Annotated in this window: 23 protein-coding genes and 4 pseudogenes; 1 reads left to right on the top strand and 26 read right to left on the bottom strand. The window is 30.0% G+C overall.

Translation table 11 applies throughout. The annotated features are described in order from the left end of the window. The 26 genes and pseudogenes from HMPREF2852_RS01005 to HMPREF2852_RS00900 all read right to left on the bottom strand — a co-directional run. Positions 1-461 (bottom strand): DEAD/DEAH box helicase family protein (locus tag HMPREF2852_RS01005; protein WP_186821913.1); only part of this gene is annotated, 461 nt, incomplete at its 3' end. 12 nt (positions 462-473) lie between these two features. After that, positions 474-2273, bottom strand: coding sequence for a site-specific DNA-methyltransferase (locus HMPREF2852_RS01000; RefSeq protein WP_261667825.1), 1800 nt, complete (start codon positions 2271-2273; stop codon positions 474-476). 59 nt (positions 2274-2332) lie between these two features. After that, complete coding sequence (locus HMPREF2852_RS00995; RefSeq protein WP_070605269.1) at positions 2333-3142, bottom strand: O-linked GlcNAc transferase-like protein; 810 nt, start codon at positions 3140-3142, stop codon at positions 2333-2335. 279 nt (positions 3143-3421) lie between these two features. Continuing rightward, positions 3422-3655, bottom strand: a complete 234-nt coding sequence (locus HMPREF2852_RS00990) for a helix-turn-helix domain-containing protein (protein WP_070605266.1) — start codon at positions 3653-3655, stop codon at positions 3422-3424. Between the two features lie 512 nt (positions 3656-4167). After that, complete coding sequence (locus HMPREF2852_RS00985) at positions 4168-4338, bottom strand: hypothetical protein (protein WP_004838672.1); 171 nt, start codon at positions 4336-4338, stop codon at positions 4168-4170. 959 nt (positions 4339-5297) lie between these two features. Next, positions 5298-5597, bottom strand: a pseudogene (locus HMPREF2852_RS00980) (terminase); the annotation flags it as partial. Positions 5598-5686: 89 nt separating this feature from the next. Beyond that, positions 5687-5893: a helix-turn-helix transcriptional regulator gene (locus tag HMPREF2852_RS00975; RefSeq protein WP_004816384.1), complete on the bottom strand. Its 207-nt coding sequence runs from the start codon at positions 5891-5893 to the stop codon at positions 5687-5689. A gap of 9 nt (positions 5894-5902) precedes the next feature. After that, positions 5903-6220, bottom strand: coding sequence for a DUF6442 family protein (locus HMPREF2852_RS00970; RefSeq protein WP_070605259.1), 318 nt, complete (start codon positions 6218-6220; stop codon positions 5903-5905). Positions 6221-6852: 632 nt separating this feature from the next. Further along, a complete protein-coding gene (locus tag HMPREF2852_RS09945) occupies positions 6853-6978 on the bottom strand; it encodes a hypothetical protein (RefSeq protein ID WP_261667817.1) in 126 nt (41 codons plus the stop codon). 844 nt (positions 6979-7822) lie between these two features. Then, a complete protein-coding gene (locus tag HMPREF2852_RS00965) occupies positions 7823-8563 on the bottom strand; it encodes a hypothetical protein (RefSeq protein WP_070605255.1) in 741 nt (246 codons plus the stop codon). 94 nt (positions 8564-8657) lie between these two features. Beyond that, positions 8658-9653, bottom strand: a complete 996-nt coding sequence (locus HMPREF2852_RS00960; RefSeq protein ID WP_070605253.1) for a hypothetical protein — start codon at positions 9651-9653, stop codon at positions 8658-8660. A 103-nt stretch (positions 9654-9756) separates the two neighbouring features. Continuing rightward, positions 9757-9978 (bottom strand): annotated as a pseudogene (locus HMPREF2852_RS10255) (hypothetical protein); the annotation flags it as partial. Positions 9979-10567: 589 nt separating this feature from the next. Next, on the bottom strand, positions 10568-11152 hold the full coding sequence (locus HMPREF2852_RS00955) for a DUF6037 family protein (RefSeq protein ID WP_070605251.1): 585 nt from the start codon (positions 11150-11152) through the stop codon (positions 10568-10570). Continuing rightward, positions 11145-11384 (bottom strand): recombinase family protein, encoded by a 240-nt coding sequence (locus HMPREF2852_RS00950; protein WP_070605248.1) that lies wholly within the window; start codon positions 11382-11384, stop codon positions 11145-11147. The genes HMPREF2852_RS00955 and HMPREF2852_RS00950 overlap by 8 nt, the downstream gene beginning before the upstream one ends. Before the next feature lie 35 nt (positions 11385-11419). Beyond that, a pseudogene (locus HMPREF2852_RS00945) lies at positions 11420-11926 on the bottom strand (recombinase family protein); the annotation flags it as partial. Positions 11927-11980: 54 nt separating this feature from the next. Then, complete coding sequence (locus HMPREF2852_RS09765) at positions 11981-12118, bottom strand: hypothetical protein (RefSeq protein ID WP_186821912.1); 138 nt, start codon at positions 12116-12118, stop codon at positions 11981-11983. A gap of 384 nt (positions 12119-12502) precedes the next feature. Further along, positions 12503-13894: an ABC transporter ATP-binding protein gene (locus HMPREF2852_RS00940; RefSeq protein ID WP_070605242.1), complete on the bottom strand. Its 1392-nt coding sequence runs from the start codon at positions 13892-13894 to the stop codon at positions 12503-12505. Continuing rightward, on the bottom strand, positions 13891-14619 hold the full coding sequence (locus tag HMPREF2852_RS00935) for an energy-coupling factor transporter transmembrane component T (protein ID WP_070605239.1): 729 nt from the start codon (positions 14617-14619) through the stop codon (positions 13891-13893). Before HMPREF2852_RS00935 ends, HMPREF2852_RS00940 begins: the two co-directional genes overlap by 4 nt. Continuing rightward, on the bottom strand, positions 14619-15209 hold the full coding sequence (locus HMPREF2852_RS00930; protein ID WP_070605236.1) for an MptD family putative ECF transporter S component: 591 nt from the start codon (positions 15207-15209) through the stop codon (positions 14619-14621). The genes HMPREF2852_RS00935 and HMPREF2852_RS00930 overlap by 1 nt, the downstream gene beginning before the upstream one ends. 25 nt (positions 15210-15234) lie before the next feature. Continuing rightward, the gene (locus HMPREF2852_RS00925; protein ID WP_070605233.1) at positions 15235-16959 is read right to left on the bottom strand and encodes an ABC transporter ATP-binding protein; all 1725 of its coding nucleotides are present in this window, start codon (positions 16957-16959) and stop codon (positions 15235-15237) included. Further along, positions 16956-18725, bottom strand: a complete 1770-nt coding sequence (locus tag HMPREF2852_RS00920; RefSeq protein WP_070605230.1) for an ABC transporter ATP-binding protein — start codon at positions 18723-18725, stop codon at positions 16956-16958. Before HMPREF2852_RS00920 ends, HMPREF2852_RS00925 begins: the two co-directional genes overlap by 4 nt. A gap of 107 nt (positions 18726-18832) precedes the next feature. Next, positions 18833-19447: a TetR/AcrR family transcriptional regulator gene (locus HMPREF2852_RS00915; protein WP_070605227.1), complete on the bottom strand. Its 615-nt coding sequence runs from the start codon at positions 19445-19447 to the stop codon at positions 18833-18835. A 229-nt stretch (positions 19448-19676) separates the two neighbouring features. Further along, a pseudogene (locus HMPREF2852_RS09940) lies at positions 19677-19841 on the bottom strand (sigma-70 family RNA polymerase sigma factor); the annotation flags it as partial. A 9-nt stretch (positions 19842-19850) separates the two neighbouring features. Beyond that, positions 19851-21587: an ABC transporter ATP-binding protein gene (locus HMPREF2852_RS00910; RefSeq protein WP_070605223.1), complete on the bottom strand. Its 1737-nt coding sequence runs from the start codon at positions 21585-21587 to the stop codon at positions 19851-19853. Continuing rightward, the gene (locus HMPREF2852_RS00905) at positions 21580-23298 is read right to left on the bottom strand and encodes an ABC transporter ATP-binding protein (RefSeq protein ID WP_070605220.1); all 1719 of its coding nucleotides are present in this window, start codon (positions 23296-23298) and stop codon (positions 21580-21582) included. Before HMPREF2852_RS00905 ends, HMPREF2852_RS00910 begins: the two co-directional genes overlap by 8 nt. 4 nt (positions 23299-23302) lie before the next feature. Further along, positions 23303-23899 carry a TetR/AcrR family transcriptional regulator gene (locus HMPREF2852_RS00900; RefSeq protein WP_070605218.1) on the bottom strand — a complete coding sequence of 199 codons (597 nt, stop codon included), beginning with the start codon at positions 23897-23899 and terminating at the stop codon, positions 23303-23305. Between the two features lie 293 nt (positions 23900-24192). On the opposite strand from HMPREF2852_RS00900, the gene HMPREF2852_RS00895 reads away from it, so the two are divergent. Further along, the coding region (locus HMPREF2852_RS00895; RefSeq protein WP_070605215.1) for a plasmid mobilization protein at positions 24193-24501 on the top strand (309 nt) is incomplete at its 3' end.

The following is a 24501-nucleotide window of genomic DNA, read 5'->3' as shown; positions in this document are numbered from 1 at the left end:
TTTTTTCCATACTCTTCAGAAAAATGATTTTGTGTCACTTGAAATGACTTATATACACCTTCACGGATAGCGATGCTTGGTACAACAACTATAAACTTACTCCAGCCATAAGCACGATTAAGCTCATACATAGTCTTTATGTATGTGTATGTTTTCCCAACACCAGTTTCCATTTCAATTGTCAGATTATATCTACCTTCTAGTTTCTCTGAAGGCTTAATCTGATTTGCTCTCTGAATTGTATTTATATGTTCCAGAATCAATCTATCATTTAATTCTGGTACAATCTTTTGATTGCTCCAACCAGTGAAATCATCTTCATCTGTTAATGATTGCTGGATATGTCCTAAACCTCTATCCATCATATAAGAAGGAGTCAAATAAGGCTGACCAGCAAATACATCAACTACAGCTTTTGCAGCATCTGCTTGGAATTTCTGACGCCTAAATTGTAGTTTCATAGCTGAATCTCCTTAAATAACCTTTACCCTTGTGTCAGGTGCCATCAATTTAAAGATTTCTCCAACATTAATCTTTGAAGGACTGTTTGCAAAACTGCTGTCACGGAATACTGCACGAAGAGGCTGTCTCCTTGCAATTTCCTTAATCACACTATCCGGAACATTTTTATCAAAACAAGCAATAAGGTCGCCTTCGTTATAGTTATGAACTTTACATCCATCAATCAGCTCAGAGCTGTATGGAAGCGATAAAGGAAGTCCCCATTCAAGAAGACATCCGAACAATAAATCAAGGTCATTACGGTCAGATTTAACATTAGATTCAAGCATTGAGAGTATCTCTTGGTTGTATTCTGATGGATTGTAGTAAACATCATTCATATTGGTAGAATCGAGGATAAATGTTCTGTATCCATCATCAATATCTTTATTAATGGTTTCAGCGACTAAACTTATTCTATCTCTCCCCACATCACACAACGTTTCGTAACCAGCCTTATAAGCTCCTTTTTTCTCATCAACTTGTTCCTGTAATTGCACCATAATAAATTTTCTATTTCCTCCGTCCGCAGCATTTTGCTCCATAACAGCTTGAGCCGTTGTGGCACTTCCTGAGAAGAAATCCAATATAATAGATTCCTTGTCTGTTGCATACTTTATCAATTTTTGTATAAAAGCAACTGGTTTAGGATAGCTAAATACATCATTTCCGAAAAGCTTTTTTACTTCAACTGTTGCCGCTTGATTCATATACTCATTTTGAATGCCAAACAGGCTATTAACTGGTTCAAATAAGCTAGTGGCATCTTTCTTATAACGCTTAAATATGAATCCTCTTTCTTTTTCTCGATAATTCTTCTTAAATTTGATTTTTCCATCACTTATATATCGCTGTAATGTTTCTTTTGAGAAAGCCCAATATCTACCCATAGGCGGAAAATCCTTTCTATGAGTATATGGATTCTCAATCTCAAAATAAGTAGATGCTCCACCGCTTTTAGCACTTGGGTCACCCGCACACCATTCTCCATTCGGATCGTTATCTGGATTAGAATAATTATCAAATGCCTTGGGTTCACCTTGAAGAACAATCTGATTTTTATCCTTAGCATATACTAATAAAACTTCATGTTGCAAATTAAAACCACTACCATTATCAGCTGTCATTGACTTTGTTTTTCTAATGATTTCTCCCACATTATTAGACTCGCCAAAAACTTCATCGCATATTTTCTTAAGATTAGCCTGTTCGTTATCATCAATAGAAATAAAAATTACACCATCCGAAGCTAGAAGATTCCTAGCTATAATAAGACGAGAATATATCATTGAACACCAGTATGAATGAAATCTTCCATTTGATTCAGTGTTTCTATATAATTTTAGTCCTTCATCATCATGTAAACCAATAGATGCATTATATTCTTCAATATCGACAACAAAGTCATCTATATATATAAAATCGCTTCCTGTATTATATGGAGGATCTATATATATCATTTTAATTTTACCAAGATAACTTTCTTGTAGAAGTTTTAATACCGATAGATTGTCTCCTTCAATATAAAGATTTTCTGTATCATTCCAATTTTTACTATCTTCTATACAAGGTCGCAAGGTCATTCTTATTGGTTTGTTTGCTTCGACAATGGCTCCTCTTTTTCCAGGCCATGTAAATTCATAACTCTCTGAAAAATCTTCCATATCTGCAGATAACATTTGTTTAAGCAATTCGAAATTAACTTTTTTTACAAGATTTCCACTTTGGTCCATTCCTTCAGTTACACAATTTGGAAATAATCCGGCAAGCAATGCTATATTTTTTCTTCGCCTGAAACGGTTTCAAAATTCATTTTTTCCATGATCCCCCCCTATTTTCTTGCTCTAGTAAACCAACCTTGTTTTTGACATATTTCTTTTTCAGTACCATAATTTCCACCCACATGAAACTTTCTACAAGCTTCTCTTACGACTAAACCTATCTCATTTTCATTACCTATCACCCAAAGACATCCTCCATTTGGTCTTTTATCAACAATTTCAAGACCTTTACTCTTAAAAAAATCAACAAGCGTCTTCGCATTACCCTTTGATTTTGCTTCGGGTGATGATAACTGTTTTGTTTGAGGCATATTAGTTCTAGAGACAACTATCCCACTATTTACTGTTTCAGTCATTATTTTAAATATTTTAGATGAATATTCTTGAAGTCTCATTGCACTTGCAACCATATTCTTGAATAAATCTATCTTAGAAAAACTATATATTTTAAATTTATTAGTATACCTTATTGATGCATTTTCCTTCCATGAAGAATCTGTCCTTAATGCTCTTTTTTCTCTTTCTTCCTGAAGCCAATCTTCATGCCATCCAACAGCAATTCCTGTCTCAGTCGAGTCACACTGTAGTGATATCTGGATCGATTTTTTTTCGAGTTTTCTTTCATATTGACCTAAACTATCGAATTCCAGTTTACAATGCTCGAAATACCTGTCTCGATACTCCCAATCGTAACCTATTGATTGATTCGTATAAATATCTATGAATATTCCATCGTTATCGTAAGTTTCAACTTTATTTGGACGCATTTCTATATTTTTGCAAACCAAACTTCCATTAAATTTTTCTACAAATTTTAGCATTGTTTCATCATGCTTGTCATACATTGACGGTCTATACATCAATCCCCCTCCAATTTTTTTAATTTCTTAATTTTAGCATTTAAGTCTATCTTTTTATTAAGCTGTTTTTCTTTACGAATTTTATTTTGAAGTGCTACTATCTTCTTTTGAATCGCCTGCTTCTGTTCATTTCGTGCAACGTACTATTTCCGTAATGTTATCAAATGCTTTTACTTCCATAGATTTCATCCTCTTTAAATAGTATGAATAATCATGCTAATATATATTCTCGACTGTCTACACAGCCACACATTCTATTATAGTCGTTCAGACATAAATTTATTTGGACTCTGTTGATTCATCTGTTGTATCATCTGGAACAACTTCGACAATATCTCCTATATCACATTTTAAATACTCGCATATTTTAAGGAGCAAATCCGTTGTTATATTAGCTCCTTTACCTAGTTTTGCCAACGAAGCCGAACTAATGCCTGCATTCTTTGCGAACTCAGTTTTCTTCATGTCTTCTTCTACAAGTTTTACCCATAATTTTTTATATGATAATTTCATTCCATCTCCTTCGGGAGGTATTTCCTCCAAATTGAAATAAATACTTAAACGTGCCTATACTCACCATAATATGTAGTCAACCTTTATGAATGATAAATTATTAATATAATCCATTCTTCAATGTATCCTCTTTAATTCGATCATCTTTACGATAACTTGTCAAAAATAAAAACCTATTCTTATCAAAGCTAAATAAATAATAAACATACCTTAGCGTCAAAGTTTTACCCGTATTAGACATACCTTAAATAGCCTTAAATTTATATAAAACTCAATAGTTTCCCAATCAATGATAAGTTTTCCATCTTCAAAGTATATTCTATTTCAGCAAGGTTATTTAGACTAGGATTCGTCTCATAAATATTAATCTGAATATCGACATCATATATACCTTTGGATAAGCGACGAAAAATCTGATTAATAATATCTTGCATGGTCATCTCTATTTCAACTGTAATATATCTTCAAGCTAGAAAGCTTTGTAAATGATCTTTATCTAAATTATAAATATCCTATATTTCTTCAGCAAAATCAGCCTCATCGTACCTACTACAAATCAATCCATCCCTGTTCTTTAAAATATACTTTTTGCCTTTAAAAATTTGGTATTGCATATTTAAGAACAATTTAGTTACTTGATTGAACTTATCACTCACATACATTTTTTCTTCTCCGTCAGTCATCAGGTCATATAATGTGTCTCCAACAAGCTGCAAAACAAAAATCCCATCGCATTCTGACAGTGACATATAAGTCTTTAATTTTCCAGCTATCTAATGAAAATACACTATCCACCCCCTTTAACCTTTTTGGTCAAACCACAGTTACGCACGGTCAAACTTAAAAATATCAGATTTTCCATAATTGAATCATACTTAAAAGAGTTAAAATAGATTTTTTAAAGTATAACACACTTTTTCGCGTTTTTCAATATTTTACAAGTTAACGCTTATAAATTATTTACGAATGCAAAATATTTTTTTATTACTGATTCAATGAAGAATATAGCATTCCCTTGGCAAGATATTAAACTGTTTAGATCAGATATTAATACTAGCTACCACATCGTTTGGAACTGAATCAGCAGTCTAGAATCCTACAGCCCTAAATACAATACTAGAATTATCAATGAGCTTGACCTGAAATTAATTATACTTATATCTTTGAGTGAAATTCTTAGTGATAAATCAAAATATCAAAAACAGTTACAGCAAAACATTTCATTAGTCATCAAAATTTCTGCTACTATATTCACTGATGATATTTATAAGAAGCTTATTTGATTTCAGCATGAGCTTGTTAAAAGAGCCACAATAAATAATCCTATGATGATATTGCAAACCAGATTTTTATACTCAGATAAAAACGCAGCATATATAAATGGATACGGAACTGTGTTACGAACAACTGCAATATATCACAGAATTGCAGAATTTAATCAAAGAACAGTCTTCCGAACTTACCGTATTTGATGAAGCAATTGTAAAGAGCTGGCTTAATCAAATCGTAATCTGGCCAACCAACTGCACCGTTTAATCAAAATCTGGACTCAAGGTCGATGTTGAAATATAACCCTATACGCGCGAAACCCTCCCAGCCATTATGGCGCGGAGGGTTATTTTTGTAATTAGATCGTAATGTTATCCTCACAGTTTTTCTGTTTTAACCAAGACCAAGTCTCTTTATATATTTCATCAGCACCAAGTGGTATACCATTCTTTTGTTTTGCAGATAGATAATAACTAGGTGTTGGCATATCTGTTCCATCAAGAACTGCACCATCTGGTAAGTCAACTGCATCTATTTCTTCAGGAGTTAATGTTGGAATATCATTCATTAGTATTTCTACTTTTTTACGTTTTTCTATTTTTTCAGCAGCAGGCTGTGGTTTCCCTCCTGCTTTTACTCTTCTTCCACCTCTATATGTTCCGTCCTTAGCTATAGTACCACCTCCTAATACTTAAATATAAAATCTCCCTTCAATAAACAATATTGTTTACTGTAGGGAGATTTTAGTTTAACTATGTTTGTCTAAAAATAGAAAAGATCCTCAAATTTCTTTTCTAAAGCAATGCAAAGTATCAAAGCTAATTTAGCAGTGGGGTTAAATTGACCAGTTTCAATTGAGCTGATTGTGTTTCTTGAAACACCCACCTCATCAGCTAACTGTTGTTGTGAATAGCCTTTTTCTTTTCTGACTTCTTTTAAATGATTTTTGAGAACTAGTTTATCATCCATAATCCATCACTACTTCAATGTTATAAGGTTAGCTACAAATAAGGAAATTCCTATAATCGCCATAAGTATCCCCATTAACAATTGCTTTCTTTCTTTTAGTTTTGCATACTTTACAAGTTCTTTCGTTGCTTCAATACTAAAATAAATACTTAGTATTCCATAATTAAAGGAATTGAAGAAAAAAGCTTCAATTCCAAATAGGATGGCCGCAACAACTAATCCGATTTGGCTGGAAACTTCACCTGCTTTTTTAAAAATATCAGCCATCATCTCATCGTGATATTTATACTCCTCACGACTTCTTGCTAAAACTTCATCTCTCTTCATATTTATTCTCCTTTATTCTTTCGCCAAGTTTACTTGGTATTTATATTATATCATGCCAAGTTTTATTGTCAATAGGTTAGAACAAATATTTCAGCTTTTAAAAGATTTTCATTAATACCCTCTTTGAACCCGAGTTTTTGTGTGCGCTTGCCCAAATGGCACCTACTAAAATACTAATTCTTGAATGGCAGGATTTACAAAGTGATATTAAGTTTGACTTATCACGATTTCATAAACGTCTTAAAGGTAAAATATGATGAACCTCTTGTGCTTTAGTAAAGCCTCCATCCTTTAAGCACTGTTCACATAAAGGGTTATCGTTTATATATCAATTTCTAATCTTTCACCACTTAGACCCATATCTTTTCTTTGTCAAAGGATCTCTTTTATATTTTTCAGAGTATCTATTAACATCTCTTTGATGTTTTTTACAATAACTATCCTCTTCTATTAATTCAGGGCATCCTTGATATGGACATGTTTTTTTGGTTTTCTTGGCATATTCTTCTCCATAAAAAAAGTCTTAAGGATAAAAGATCCCCAAGACTTAAATAATTATTATTTTCTACTCTAATACTACTACACTTAGCTACTATTATTCTATCAACTTTACTATATATTTTAGTATATCGTTAATCATTATACAGTTTCTTATCAATTATTTCTTCAATTGACAAATTTTCTATTATTACTGAATTTAGTAAATCATTATATGAGCTAAAGATATATTCTTCTTCTGAATAACTTAGAGAATACATTTTGTCAAAGTAATAAAATTCGAATTCATGGTTAATTGATATATATATATCCTAAAAAAGATTGTAAATTATAATCATACACAATAACAACCTATTCATTAATATTGATTTTAGGGAAATCAAATGATATTACATCTATGACATAATCATCCCCCACTACTATAAAATGTATTAATTCTGTATCATCCTCATTAATTTTTTTATAAACTCAATAAACTGAGAATCTTTTGTATAATATATTGGATTATAATCAGAAAAATCTTCTATCCAAAAATCTGGTCTATATGACCTATCCGTCTCACAGTATGATAGGATTTTGTCCTATTTTAGTTGAATATTATTTTCATTACTCGCATCTTCTAAATTAATCACAAATCTATTATCTTTATAACCTGAACCTTTAATGTAAGAAACTTGCTTTATTTCTAAATCTATTTCATATTTAATAATCATATCATCTATACCTAATCTTAATTAGTCTTTTATACTGAATTTCTAAAGTTGGTCTACCATCTGTACTATTTGATCTCACATTAATCTTTGTGCCATCCGGTAATTGCCCAACTTTGGTACCATTTGATTTTTTTCAACATTTCCTTCTAAAAATATTTCTTTAGTCTCAGCTCCTAAACCATTATAAATATCTTTTAAAAGTTTTTCCTCTTCATTTTTGCTTGCACCTTCTAAATATAAGTTATATGCTTCAACATTTTCAGCAAAACTATGCTAGTATTCATGATAACAATAGCAAAAACTAATATAAATGCAACAGTTTTATTATAGTCATAACCATTTTTATTACAGCAACTTAGTCAAATAATAATTATTATTTCTTAGTCTCACCTTAATTTATTAATCCTAGGCCATTAAAGTAGTTATATAGTTCATTATTATATTTTTTTACTATTTGGCTAGCCCTATTTTCCCAAAACTCATATATTCTTTCTATTTCATCAAGACAAGCTTTCTTTTCTTTTTCTTTATATATTTTTAATGGGTTATCAATCATTTTATATTCTGACAGACCATGAGTATCTAAAAAAGATTCCCACGTAAAATTTTTAAAATATTCTTGTGATTCTATAAACCTTAACTTCACTTCTCTTAAATAATAATTTTTTACTTCTTCCAAATAGTAGTCTAAGGAATCGTACCAGCTAAGCTTTGCACTTTTTCTTCCATGACACATAGGGATAATCCAAAAATTAGCTAAACAATGGTATTTTGAATGATAATCAATTAATTCTTCGGGCCACATTTCTTTTGGGCTTCTACAGTCTTTACATCTATCACCCAAGATCACATTCGCCAAAGAATTAAATGAATGTATAGTGTCTCCCATATAATTCTCATTTATATATTTTCCGTTTTCTTTTAGAATTTTTCCATTATTTTCCTTTAAAATATCCTTATATACTATTTTATAGAAACCCACACTAAAATCTGACATGTCTTCATCTAAATTACTATTGTATAACTGTGGACTATATATAATATTGTCTTGTATACAAATTTTTTTAACATTATTATCACACATGATAGGAGTAAGTAATATTTCATATACTTTCTTTTCTTTTTCTGTCATTTTATTTTACCTTTTAAATTCTATCTTATTTTAATCTTTGCCATTTATAATATTGACACAATCCACCAAAATATCTAAAGTGTAATCTATTTTCTTAATTTTTCCAAGTCTTTCCCTGGTTTATAGATTCATACTTGGTTTGATTGTTATTAATATCCGTAAATCTTAAATGTATTATTCCTTCAGAATCAATTTCCCCTGCAACTTTAGGATCTGTATCTGGAGCCTCGGAAATAAAAATCATCCTATTATCTTCAATTCTTATAAAATACCATAGACTTCTACCCATAGCTCTATCAACCTCTATAAGTCCATAATTAGATTTAGGTATTATGATAGCATTTTCAACAGATAATCCATCTAATATTTCTTGTTTAGTTAGTGATTTCTGAATAGTATCATTCGTAGGAGGAGTAGGAGTATCATTTTTCTCATAGACAATAGGCTTTCCATTTGAATTTAAACTCTCATGTTTAACATCCCTATCACTATCACCTAAGGAAACTTTAACTACATCCCACGTCCTAGTCCCATGTTCATCAAACACCGCAAAATTAACCCTATTTCCATCCCACTTTATCCAATATTTACCTGCTGAAATTGGTGAAAATCCATCATCAGGAGAAGTTTCTGCACCTAAATCTTCAATAAATAAAGGATTTATCCTTTCAAATAAACTAACATTTGCCGAAAGTAAGAGTGAAGCCTCATCAACTACTAGAGTATGTTTTTTATCAGGGGAAATAAAAGTATAGTAGGAATTTACAAGGTAATCGCCTAAAAAAATTAAAGACCCAAATAAGAATCCTACGATTAATATAATCCAGCCTATTACAAGAAAAACTCTAGCAAACTTACTAGAGTATTTCTTCCAAAATGTCTTTAGAAAAAAGATAAGCCAAGCTGCGACCATCAATAAAAGAATAAAAAGCACACCTCCTTGACTTAGTTGAAGGCCACATAAATCAATTAATATTCTATAGCCAGTCCTACTTTTTATAAGTAAAAGTATCATGGAAAATGCTAGCCATATTAATGTTATTACTAATAAAATGTATGTTTTTATCTTGTTATATTTTTCTTTTTCCATGTTTTATCCTATAAATTCTAATTTGTGTTAATTATACCATAAAAAATAAACCCACAGATTTTACTCCATAGGCTTACTCTATCTTTCATATTATCTTATTAACTTAGTTTTGAGCCTCTACATAATCATACTCTAAAGCTTCAAGTATTCTTTTTCTAACTAATAAATTTCCGAACTCCCATTGAATTATATCCATTTCTATCTTAGTGATGTTTTTTCTTTTTAATTTTTCATTAACTAGCGTTTGAACTTCTTCATAATGATAGCGAACTTTAATTAGATTAAGTCTTCTTCTATTACCATTTCCCCAAAGATCTTTTAGAACTTCATCAACTAACTATCAATAATTTATTTTCAAGATACTATTTACACAAAGTCGTGTTTTGAAATATTTTTTGTAAAATAAAATCCATATAATCCTGTTTCTTTTTCATTTGCTAATTTATCCCTTTCAACAGAATTGCCATATACAAAATTATCATTTTCTGTTTCAACTTATGCATAAATATCCCAATCTCTAGGGTTACACTTAACAATTATATGATCCTACCGATTCTAATTTCTCTTATCCTTTTCCTCCATCCATACCATCGACACGACCTACCAAACTTCCAAAGTGTTGATACGACCCTTTCAAAATATTTATAGTGTTGCTACAAGCAAGTATTTAGAAAATATTTCTGACCACTAATTTAAAATTTTCAGACTCTTATTATTGAATCTAAAATTCATAAATTTATTGATTTCAAGGCTTTTACAATCTTCTTAGTCTCTTTACCTTGTCATAAATACTAGAGCTTCCACGTGTGATAGTTAGGTTATATCCTATCTGTCTTTTATAACACAAAGCAGAAATTTATATCTATTTTATATTAAAACTGTCTCCTCTAACAGCTATTTTGATTGGTCTATTTTTACATAGTATATATCCTATTTATTTTATTAATTTCTTCGTAATTATCAATAGCAGTCCAGCGTGAACTGATATTTTTCTTCTTGCAAAGCTCTGCTAACTCATCTCCAAAAGCGCTTCTAGTTTTTTCCAAATTCCCATCGGTTACATTTTTCACTATATTATTTTTCCAACCACAAAAATATATTTTATTTGGTTGTTCAATTTCTCTATGTTTAGCTGCTATCAATATCACGTCTTTATAGTTTGGTTTGTTTTCACAATTTTCTGGAATTTTATTATTTAAAGATTTAAAAAAGTCATTCGGTTTAAATTTATGATTTGGATCATATTTTATTTCTAAATACTCTATTAATTTCTTATAATCTTCAATATAACTTGAAGTTTCATATTTATTGTTTATTTCCAACTCAAATGTAATCGGTTTGTCTCCTAACGTTGATAAATAGAGTCTATAAGGTAAAATATCAGTTATAAATATGCAACTAAATCCTTTTTCATTATATTTAAATGGAAAAACCACTCTTTTAGTATCATTTAGTTTCATATTATTATGCAGAGATTCTAATGCTGTAAATTTAAACATTTTTATTGTCCTCCTTTAATCTAAATCTATATTTTCTACTCTTTCTATTATTACTTTCATCAAGATTACTCCTTCTTGATTTTTCTTCTTGAACTTTATTAAATACTTCCTCTGTAATAATTGCTTCATGATTGTCTTTTAGAAGATAATAGTTATTTGCTGAGTCTAAGAGTTTCACAATACCTGTATACTTTCCATTTTCTAACATAGCTTCAATACTTCTTTTTGGCAATTTGTTTTTCCCTGTTGGGGATTTTATATTTTCTTTTTCAGTCTTTTTTTTACATGGGCTGAGGTATTTTCTACTTCTTGTTGAGCTACTGAACTTAATATTGTTAATAATAGCTCTCCATCCATTGTCAAAGTATCTATATTTTCTTCTTCAAATACTACACCAACATTGTTTTCTTTTAAGAGTCTTACATACTTTAAGGTATCTAATGTGTTTCTAGCAAATCTTGATATAGATTTAGTAATTATCATGTCTATATCTCCATTTTGGCAATCACTTATTAGTCTCATGAAATCTGCTCTTTTAGTAGCAGTTGTTCCTGTTGTTGCTTCATCTGCGTATATACCTACCAAAGTCCAATTCTTATTATTTTTTATTAGATTTGTATAATAATCAACTTGCGATTTATATGATTCAAGTTGGTCTTTGCTATCTGTACTTACTCTACAATATGCTGCAACACGTTTTAAATCTAAATATAGTGAATTTCTATTTCTTTCTCCTGTATTTGAAGCTTTTATTAATTTTACTCTAGTATTCATTTTACCTCCTTCCCATTTTTATCTTTCTACAGTGTTATTATGTCACATAATTAATTACTTTCTATCCATCTTCTTATAATCATTTTCTATTCTATTTTTAATTTTTGTATATTCCTTATCATTAATTAATTTAAGATCATAAAGTCTACATAACATTGCAACTCTCATACTATAAATCTTTATTGCTTGCATTTTAACCTCCTATGTAAGCTGATTTTTTTACCTTTGTAAGTGAATTAAATTTGAAATATGCTGATCTCACATAATCAATTTCAATAATATTCACACTTCAAAGTATTTTGATTTTTATAGAAAGATGACAAAATACCCCTCACTTTATAAAGTGAAATTTGACCTCTTTGGTAACCTGAATTTTTATTTTTTTATAGTATTTTTGAGTTTTATTGATTAATTTGAATATAAAAAATGAGGACTTATGCTATTAGGCATAAATCCTCAAAAAAAATATTATAAAGTTTATATTATGGAGTATCATGAAAAATACTATTTACAACTTCTCGTTCTTCTTGCTTATTTATCATATGTCCCTCTTGTAATTTACTAATGTATGCATTTTCATAAATAAGTAAAATCAATCACTTTATCACAAACTGAATCTAAAAACTCAACATCATGGGATATTATTAAAATCAACTTATCTTCTTCCTTTACTTTCTTTATGTTTTTAGCTACTATTTTCATATTTCTATAGTCCAATCCACTAGTTGGTTCATCAAAAAATAGAATTTTCTTGTCTGATAGTAAAGCTGATAAGATAATTACTCTCTGTTTTTGTCCTCCTGACAAGGTGTGAGGATTCCTATCACTGATATTTTTTAACTCCATATCTTTTAACCAAGTATCTAAAGCATTATCATCTTTAATATTTGATGTTAATACTATTTCATCTTTGACAGTGTCCGTGAATAACTGACAGTTCACTTCCTGCATAATAAGCAGGCTCTCATTTAGCCTACTTTTTATATTGAAATTCTCATCATCTTTTAAAATTTTACCTTTATTTGCTTTGTATAAGCCACATATGATTTTTGCTAATGTAGACTTCCCAATTCCATTTTCTCCAACAATCCCAATAATATTCCCATAGCAAAATTTAAGATCCTTGATGGACAGAATTGTTCTGGTATTTCTTTTAAATATCAGATTTTTTAATTCTAATAAATCCTCTTTATTTAAAGTTTCAAAATCATCAAATCCTTCAATGGCTTTATAATCAGAATGCCTAAGTCCTGTTCTCATTCGCTCATCTTCACTTAGATTTTCAATTTGGTCCATACTATATTCTCTGATGATTTTTCCATCCTCTAAGTATATTGCTCTATCAACAATGTCTTTTAAATACCACAACCTGTGTTCTGCAATAATAATAGTTTTTCCTAAGGACTTAAGCTTTTTTATTGTAAGCGATAATTCCTTCATTGACTTTATGTCTAAGCTTGAAGACGGTTCGTCAAGAATAAATATCTCAGGGCTTAATGCGTAAATACTTGCTATAGCAATCTTCTGCTTTTCTCCCCCGGAAAGATTGAATATATTTTGATTCATCAAGTTTTCAAGATGAAGCTCTTTTTCGACTTCTTTAATCCTTTTGTTAATTACTTCTCTTTCTATGCCATAATTTTCCAAACCAAAAGCAATTTCATCTGTGGTATTTGTTGTATAAAACTGTGTTTTAGGGTTTTGGAAAACTGAACCTACATCCTTAGATAATTTATAAATTGGTGTGGTAAATGTATTCATCCCATTGACAAGAACACTACCAGTAATATCCCCATCATAAAACTCAGGTATTATACCGTTCATAAGCTTTAATAGGGTCGACTTTCCACAACCGCTCCTGCCACATAGAAGAATGCATTCCCCTTTTTTAATTTTCAAGTTTATATCTTTTAATGAGTAATCAGAGCCTCCCTTGTACTTAAAACTTAATTCTCTAATTTCAATCATAAATCCCACCCTGACACTTTCATAAATATTACTATTGATAAAATGAAAATCATAAGAATTAAAACGCCAATGTCATTTTTTCTAATCTTAATTAGGTATCTACTTGTTTTTTGAACAGGAGCATCAAGCCCCCTTATAATGGCTGATTGGGATAGCTCATCCCCAATTTCTATTACACTTACGAATAAGGGTACAAAAAAGTATTCCATTGTCGTAGCAGGTCTATGAAATAAATTATAAAGACTAACGCTAATCCCTCTTGTTTTCATCGCCATATTTATATGACTCCATTCGTCTTTAATTGTAGGTAAGCATCTAAATATTACAGAAATCATTATGAGTGAGTCTTTTGATAGTTTTAATTTTTGTAAAGTTGCTACTGCACTGGAAACTGATGTGGAATTTAAAATCCATTTACCCACAATAATACATGGCAAAAATTTTCTCCCAATTGCCAAGAGGAATAAAATTAAATTCATAAGAAAATTCATATTGAAATAGGATAAAGTTTTTTCTAATACAACACTTGTTACAAAGAATAGGATATACTTTATAGCGGATTTCTTATAACCATCACTGATAATGATGGCAAGAAAAAATAAGCTAATAAGGCTTTGATATATCAAACCAAAACCTAAAAAAATTAAAATATTTGCACCTATAAGCAAAATAAGTTTTGTTCTGAGGTCATATTTTGACCCCAGAACAAACTTTGAATTTCCCATTATAATACTCCTGCTGATTCCAATTTTTTATTTAGTATTTTCTTTGTAAAATAAGAACCAACCAAGGAGAATATAAATGTTCCAATAATCATTACTGGTAACATCCATATTGGTGTCCATGCTCTTACTGTATTACAAAAGTTTTGATCTAAGCCACCTTTTATAACACTTTCAAAAAATGCTTCTCTCATAAGCCAAATTGGTAAGAATCCTCCAAATAAGTTTAAAGAAAAAAACATATGACTAATTGTATTTTTCTTAAAGTCTGTATATTTGCCACCTCTTGCTATGAACATAGCAATTATTCCGGCAGGCACTGCTACTAATGGTGCAATTGGAATATGTCCAGTTGCAACTAATAAAATACTTGGTAAGGTAGCTGCGATTACAATAGCAGTGGCTGACTTTGTTTTTGCAAGAAGCATATGATAGGTTGGTGCAGCAAGTAGTGCTACAAGCATAGGCATTAGTAAAAATAAAACAGGGACAGGCATAGATATTGCCCCAATTACTAAATATGTTACAAAGTAAAGTGCAATTAAAACACCAGCTGTAACTGCATTTTTTGATGATTTCTTTTGTGTTTTCATAAATTTCCTCCTTTAAAATTGATTGTTACTGTACAATCTTCCACTCTTTAGACTTTTCTTGATAATTCCATAAGTCTTTATATAGACCTTCATTTTTTAAAAGTTCTTCATGCTTTCCAACTTCTTCTACCTTTCCTTTGTTTAAAACAACAATTTTATCAGCTCCCATTACGTTTCTTAATTTATGGGCTACAACAACAACTGTTTTATTTTTAATTAAATTTGATATTGCTTCTTGTATAATAAGTTCATTTTCAGGATCAAGCGAAGATGTCGCTTCATCAAGTAGTATTATTGGGGCATTTTTTAATATTGCTCTCGCTATTGATATTCTTTGTTTCTCACCTCCAGACAGAGTCGCTCCTCCTTGTCCAATCATAGTGTCAAATCCATCGTCTTTTTTGACTATAAAGTCATAAGCTCCTGCCATTTTTGCAGCATTCATGATTTCATCTTTACTTGCATTTTCATTTCCAAATTTTATATTGTTATAAATTGTGTCTTTAAAAAGATACACATCTTGAAAAACAACAGAAAATTTATCCATTAATTTATCAGGGTCGGCTGTTAGCAAATCTACTCCACCAATTTTAATTGTCCCTTCATTAGGATCATAAAATCTGGAAATTAATTTAATTAGTGTAGATTTTCCAGAGCCAGAGTAACCAACAAAAGCAGTTAATTCATTTTCATTAATGTCTAATGAAACATTATCGATAACCTTAGATTCCTTGTAAGAAAATGAAACATCGTGGATTTCAATTTTGTTGCTTTCGTTTACATCGCAATTTCCTGACATAGGTTTAGCGTTAAGTAAGTTAATGATTCTCTCTCCTGAAACTGATGCCATTTGTAGACCCGTATAATTTACAAGTGCAAGCTCCAAGGGATCAAAAATCCTTGTGCCTACAAATAAGAACATTAAAAATGTATCAATTTCCAAAGATCCATTTATAAATAAATAGGAACCAACTAAACTCATCAAAGGAAGTCCTATTCTTAAAATCATACTTGCTATAGTAGTTAATGAACCAACCCCTTTCTCACTCTTAATATTTGCATTTCTTGAGTTATCTATATCTTCTTCAAGCTTTGTTAATGTATCATCTAAGCTGTTATAAGCTTTTAGAGTCTTAATGGCATCCAAATATTCATTTATATCTTCTTCCTCTTTTATCCTCATTTTCTTTGTTTTTAAATAAATTTGTTTCTGAAAGTTTTGCATGAGCGTGAGAAGTAGAACAGAAATAGGTAGTCCTATAAGAGTTGCTATTCCCATTTTTACATTAATTATCAAAAATAATATCGAGCAAAGAATCGCTACACATATACCACTGAAAAATTGAGGTAATTGATGCGTTACTGCCGTTTCAACTTTGAAAAAATCATTCATTAATGTATCTAAGATCTCCGCTGAACTTTTCCCTGAAATATAACCTATCGGCAGTTTTCTTATGTGGTCTGCAAGCTCTATTCTTCCATCTGCACTTGTCTTGTATCCAAGTTCATAGGTATATTTTGTGGCTAAATTTTCCAATAAGAATGTTATTAAGAAAAATACTGCCATTATCCCAAAATACTTCCATAAAAGGCTCGTATCTATACTATCTGCACCTCTATTTAAAAATAGTGTTTCTACAATTTTCGCCAAAGCAATAAATGGTATAAGGTTGGAAATAGATGCCAAAACATTTAAAATAATTGATTTTCTTATATTATTCATCTTTCCTAATGTAATATTTCTTATCATTCATTCTCACTCCCTTCTATATCCATTTGCCAAATATTTGTCTTCTTATAAATATCAAAGAGTCTCTTATATATTCCATCTGCAAGGATTAAATCTTCATGCTTACCTCTTTCTGCAATTTTTCCATCAGATATTACTAAGATTTGATCTGCATATTCTATGGTATTTAGTCTATGAGCAATCATGATAACCGTCTTATCTTTAACCAATTCAGACAAAGCTTCCTGCATAAGATATTCATTTTCAGAGTCTGCAAAACTTGTTGCCTCGTCTAATACTAATATTGGTGCGTCCTTTAAAATCGCTCTTGCTACAGCAATACGTTGTTTCTCTCCTCCAGATAAATAAGTCCCCTTACCCAAAACAGTGTCATACCCATCAGGAAGTTTTACAATAAAATCATGACATCTTGCTTTTTTACATGCTTTTATGATATCTTCTTTTGTAGAACCTGTCTTTGCCATAGCAACATTATTGAAGACTGTGTCTGTAATAAGATCACTGTCTTGAAAAACAAATGCTACCTTGTCCATTAAGGCTTTTATCGGAATATTTTTTATATTAACCCCACCAATTTTAATAGAGCCTTTTGAAGGATCGTAAAATCTTGGTATTAGCGTTCCAATGGTAGATTTACCTGCTCCCGAATAGCCAACTAATGCTGTAACTTCTCCTTGTTTAGCACAGAAGCTTATATTCTTTAAAACCTCTTCATCTCCATAAGAAAAGCTTACATTCTCGAATTCAAGATTATGACCTTTTATCTCTTCCTCACTATCTTCGATTACCAATTCTTTTTGATCTATAATTTCGTAGATTCTCAAAACAACTTCATTTAGTAAATTCATTCCTTCTGCAAAATCTCTAAGTTTTAATGCAGGTACGCTAATGGCAGGTGCAAGAATCAAATAGAAAATAAAAACTGTAGCAAAATCCAAGTTATTATTTCGTGACATTAAAAGTATTCCTACTGGAACTATGAATGTAGCCACAGATAGAATAAACATTCTAAATGAAACAAATCCCGGTCTTATCATTGAAGTCATCGAACTTGTAAAGTCTCTATATTCTCCTACTGACTTTGAAAAAGTTTTAAATGATTTTGCTCCTGTTCCAAATATTTTCACTTCCGGCATACCTTTAACGTATTCAGTAGTTGCTGAATTAATTTGATCCAATATCGCGAAGTTTTTATCAAGTCCACCCGACTTTATAATCTTTGCCATGATTGCAATCTGAATTCCTAAACCAACAAATATAATTAACAAAGTCGTAAGACCTAATATTAAATTTATCTTCAACATAACAATTATCATTGCTAAAATTAGTGCTAAAGTTGAAATTAAATTTGGTAATTGATGAGAAAAATATCCCTCAATTTGATTCATGTCCGATCCTAATACTTGCCTTATTTTTGACTTGTTGTCTCCGGTAAAAAAACCTAAAGGAAGATTCCCAATATGAAATAATATCTTCTTTTTTAAGTTAGCTATTAAAACATATGAAAACTTATGGCATAAAATACCGCCAATGTAAGTTAAGCAATATGACAATACCACTGCTGTAAGTCCATAGGTGCAGAACTGTATTGTACTTTGTTCTAATTTTCCATATAAAAATAGAGATTTTATGACTTTGTATATCACCAAAATTGGACAAATACTTAATAGCATTCCAAGACTAACAAATAATATTCCTACTACAAGTTGTCCTTTTTTTATTTCACTGTAGGAAATAATATCTTTGATTGATTTCTTCTTTTTCATCTAAAACATGCCTCCTTACCGAACGAGTTCGTTCATTTGCCTTAAAACTAATACAAGGAAAACACCGTTGATGTTTCCCTTGTAAAATACTTATATTTTATTTTTCTCTACTGAGGTCTTTGAAATAGTTCGCTTATTATTCCAAAGGCTTCACTTGAATTTGTTTTGTTTTCTCCCTTAATAATATAGTCATTATATATTGTTCCAACAGCTCCGTATAAAATAAAAGTTGCAAAACTTCTCACATTTTCTCTGTTTATTCCCATATTATTTTCTATTTTTTTATTTTCAATTCCTTCAATTATAAACTCTGAATAGACATCTATAAATTTTCCAATATAATGAATCAATTCCCATAGCCTGTAAGAGTTATCTGTAATTGAATTCTCTTTTGAAAAATTATATTTTGTCGTAAACTGACCGATATCTTTTACTATAAGTTCTCTTACAATTTTTATTCTTTCTTCGTAATCCATTTCCTTATTTTGAAGTATATCCAACTTATTTTTTAGTTTTTCTTCAAAATATGTTTCCATGCACGCCAAGAAAATATCTTCTTTTGATTTAAAATAATAATAAAACATTCCCGGCGCTCCGTTAACTTCCGCGAGAATATCTCTAACAGAAACTTTCTCATATCCATCCTTTTCAAAAAGTCTTGATGCTATGTTTATAAGCTCCTGTTTTCTTTCTTCTGGATCTTTTACATTTCTCTTTGTCAAAACCTCACCACCTATTGACCGACACTCGTTCTTTTAATAAAAATTATCATTTTCTTACACTTTTGTCAATAGTGCCCTGAATTTATATTATGAATGTGGTATAATTTTATTTACTATAAATAAACACGCTTAATGCTTATAGTCTTAATTACACAATAACAGGGTCTGTAAATAATTTTGTGTATCAACCTAAATCCTGTTTAAAGGGTAATGGTTGATACATTTTTTATGCTTCAATCATCATTGGTGTAGCTACAACTTTTTCTACATCAACATTTTTATCTTCTAGATTATCTTCAAAATTCCCATATTGATTTAGGAACGAAAAAAAGAGCAAGTGGTTTTTCTTGTCCACCTGCTCTAAATATTTTTCATGTTCAGAGACTTTAAATATTTCTTTCTATCAATTATTTAATTTCCATGATTCCGCTTTGGATTTTGCATTTATAAGGTCAGAATAAAGTCCATCATTCTTAATCAGTTCTTCATGATCTCCACGTTCTACTATTTCGCCATCTTTTAAAACTAAAATCTGGTCTGCATTTCTAATGGTTTTTAGTCTATGGGCAATCATTATTACTGTCTTATTTTTTGTAAGTTGTTCTATAGCTTCTTTTAATTTATCTTCATTTTCTGGGTCTATATTTGCAGTTGCTTCATCAAAGATAATTATATCTGCATCTTTTAGCATGGCTCTGGCTATGGAGATTCTTTGTTTTTCTCCACCTGATAGACTTGCTCCACCTTCTCCGATAATAGTATTATATCCATCCGGGAGATTTTCTATAAATTCGTGACATCTTGCTTTTTTTGCAGCTTCTACAACTTTTTCATGGCTTGCATTTTGTTTTCCAAATTTTATATTGTTTTCAATTGTATCTTCAAAGAGATAGACGTCTTGAAATACCATGGAAATTGAATTCATAAGATTTTCTATCTTATAGTCCTTAATATTCTTTCCACCTATGAAAATTTCTCCAGAGTTTACATCCCAAAATCTTGCAATAAGATTACAAAATGTAGTCTTGCCAGATCCAGATGGTCCTACAATAGCAGTCATGGTATTTTCTTTTATCTCTGCTGATACATTTTTTAAAATTGGTCTATCATCATAAGAAAAAGAAACATTTTTAAAGACTATATCATGATTTTTTATAGGTTCTGTAATACTTCCTTCTTTCATATCTTCCATATCATTTACATAGGAATAAGAATCTATTGCATTCTCAACCATTCTTAGCATTGCCATAGCAGAACCAGATGTTATAAGCCCATCAAATATTACAAAACTTGCTATAAGTATCATAATAGTATTTACTATTTGACCGCTTTCAACAAAATATAATTTTATTGATATAAATAACATCAAACAAATTGTTATAGCTATTATTATTTTAGCTAATAAACTATATGGCATTATAGTTTTTTCTAAATCAAAAGAATATTTACTTGCACTATCAAAGCTTTTATCAAGTTTCTTATTATTGTTTCCTCCAAGATTATAAGATTTTATGATTTGCATTCCTTGTAATGTTGATAAGACTTCTTTGGTAAGTGATACTTGAATCTCATGAATCTTGTCTGCATTTTTACTAGACCTTTTTTGCATACGAGCAACAATCAACAAAAATACAATAGAGCCAACTATTGCTACAAGACCTACCTTATAAGAAAATAAAAATAAGGATGAGATAAAAACAATAGCATTAAGCATACCACCGAAAACCATAATATACAAAGTTGGAACCCAAGTCTCTATATTATCTAAGTTAGTAGTTGCAATAGTTGTTAAATTTCCAAGGCTTAAACTTGAGAAAAATCCCATGGGAACTTTTTTTATTTTTTCACCTAATTCAATTCTCTTGTGTCCAGCCATAAAATATCCAGCATGTGTTTGTTTGAGCATAGAGGAATTTTTTGAAATAATTACTCCAGCTATACTAATTAATAAAAATAAACATGATATTCCTATTGTTTTGAAACTTATATCCTTGTTTACTATCCCAAAAATCGCATAATAAATGGCTGCAAATTGTAGAGCATTAAAAATAGAACCGAAAAAATTAGCAAAGATTGATTTTTTTATATACACTTGTTCTTCAATAGAAAAATTCCATATTTTTTTAAAAACACTAAGCATTTTCTTCTCCTTTCAAGGCAGTTTCCCAAAGATCGTGATAATCTTTTGATTCCTTCAAAAGCTCTTCATGGCTTCCTTTACATGCAAGTTCTCCATTTTTAATTACAAATATATTATCTACATCTGTTATTGTCTTTAAACGATGGGCAATTATAATTAGAGTTTTCCCTTTGACAAGCTCTGATATTGCATCTTGAATCAAGGCTTCATTTTCAGGGTCGATATAAGAGGTAGCCTCGTCTAAAATAACTATTGGAGCATTCTTTATCATGGCTCTTGCAATTGATATTCTTTGCCTTTCTCCTCCAGATAAATGTTTACCAGCTTCTCCTACTCTTGTATCATATCCATCTGACAACTTCATTATAAAATCATGGCAGGCTGCTTTCTTACATACTTCAATTATTTCCTCATCACTAGCATTTTTATTTCCTATTCTGATGTTATCTTTAATTGACATATCAAAAAGAAAATTATCTTGTGCTACATAGGAAATAATAGTAGATAGCTTTTCAAGGGACATATCTTTAATATTTACATTTCCTATACTTATAGAACCACTATCTACGTCCCAAAATCCTGAAATTAGTTTTGCAATAGTCGACTTTCCCGAACCCGATTCGCCTACTAAAGCATTCACACTTCCTTCTTCTATATTTATATTTATATTATTTAGGACTTGCTTATCTTCTTCATAAGAAAAATCTACGTTTTTAATCTCTATATTATAATTTTTTATATCCAAATTTTCATTTTTATGAGATAATTCTCTCGCAGAAAGTATATTTTTAATCTCTTCGAAAATAGTTGACATTCTTCCAATATCATCTTCAAAAGTCATTACTCTCATAATATTTTGGATAGTCCCAAAAGAAAGGATTATCAATGTTAAAAATACACCACCATCTAGTGAACCATTCATACAGAAATATAAACCAAATGGTATAATTGTCAAAATACCAACTGGAGCAATAGACATACTTATCGCATAATCTCTTGTATTTTCTCCCATCCAATCGTAATAGTAATTTGCCTTTTTATACACATTGTCCCTGTATTTTCTATAAGATTTTTCGCCTTGATTAAATGTTTTAATAACCTCTATTCCATTTATATATTCAACTACAGAATTGTTCATATCTTGGCTAATTTTAACTGCTTGTGGAAACTTTACCTTAATTCTTTTCATCGGCCCTGCCATAAAAAATCCACCAATAACTAATGGAATTAAAGATATTAAACTTAGTCTATAATCTAAAATTAACATGTAAACAAATAATATTATAGGTCCGACTAAATTAGCTGTCATCTCAGGTATCATATGAGCCAATGTTGTTTCAGTATTATCGACTTGATTTACAATTATGTCTTTTAACTTACCAGTAGATTCATTCAATATATCTCCTAATGGCATATTAAATAATTTTTCCATAAGGCTTTTTCTTATATCTCGTATTATTTGATAGGCTGTTTTATGAGAAATCATTGTTGACAAAAACATAAACACTTCTTTGATTATAAGACATGAAAGTATCAAGAAAATTTTATTTATATAGTAATAAAAATTTTGGCTACCATCAATTAATGATATAATCATCTTACTTAGAATAATATATACAAAAAGATTTGAAATTACTCCAAGTATTGCAAACAAGACAGAAATAAAATATGGTGCTTTATTTCTCTTAATGTATTTTTTTAATAGATCCATAAATTTAACTCCTTCTATCATCTTTTTTCATTACATTTATAAAATAAGTCTCTATCATTTCAGTTAGATATATCTTATTTTTTGTAAAATTCTCACGTGCATTCAAAATTTCGCAAGCCATCAATCCAGAATTCATAATATTAATCATAAATTCAAACATATCATCGGACGGCAACTCATTAAACAAAGTAGAAAACAATTCTTTAAATACTTGTATGGACTCTTTTTTTATTTTCACATATAGTTTTTTCAGATCATCATTTTCTTTTAACTCACATAAAAACATAACATAAAGCTTTACATAATCATTATCTTCAAGTATCTTGTCTATAATCATTCTTGAAAACAACTGTGGACTTAATATTAATCCTTCATCATAAATTGATTTTTGAACAATATCTTTTCTATTTAAATTACCTTCCATCATAATGTCGTATAAGATTTCATGCGTAGAACCATAATGATGATACAAGCCACCTCTAGAAAGCCCAGTAGCTTCCATAATGTCATTCATAACTGTATTTCTAAATCCCTTATCCAAAAAGACTTTCATAGCTTCTTGTCTAATCTGCTTTTTTCTTTCATCAGCTTCCATTTTCATTTTATAAATAACCTCCAAACCGACACTCTTGTCGATATTATTATATCAGCACTGATAATCATTGTCAATAGCTTCGCTTATACTTCTTTATTAATTTTTTTAAATGCGGTATAATTAATAAAACCTAATAAACGCTTAACGCTTATAACTTTAATAGCAAGCACAGTAAGTGTACGGACACTTACGAAAAAATTAATGGAGCAAACCTTTACGGAATGCTCCATTTTTTTTAATTTTTACCTTGTTAGGGAGAACCCTAAGACCCCGAAATATATTTTATAAAGGAGAATAAAATGGCAAATAGATTTAGAAATGAAAGAATAGAAATAAAACTAACCAAAGAAGAAAAAGAAATCTTTGAAAAGAAAATGAAACTTGCAAACTGTAAAACAATGTCCCACTTTCTTAGAAAATGTGTATTAGAAAAAGAAATTTATGTAGTAGATTTAGAACCATTTAGAAACCTACAATGGCTACTTTCGAATGCAACAAATAATATAAACCAGATTGCAAAAGCTACTAATACAACTGGTGTTATTTACAAGAATGAAATTAAATCAATGAACAAAGAAATAGAAAAATTATCAAGAGAAATATGGCAG

Source organism: Anaerococcus sp. HMSC065G05 (assembly GCF_001812365.1).
Classification (GTDB): domain Bacteria; phylum Bacillota; class Clostridia; order Tissierellales; family Peptoniphilaceae; genus Anaerococcus; species Anaerococcus vaginalis.
This window is presented reverse-complemented; position numbering and strand designations above follow the sequence as displayed.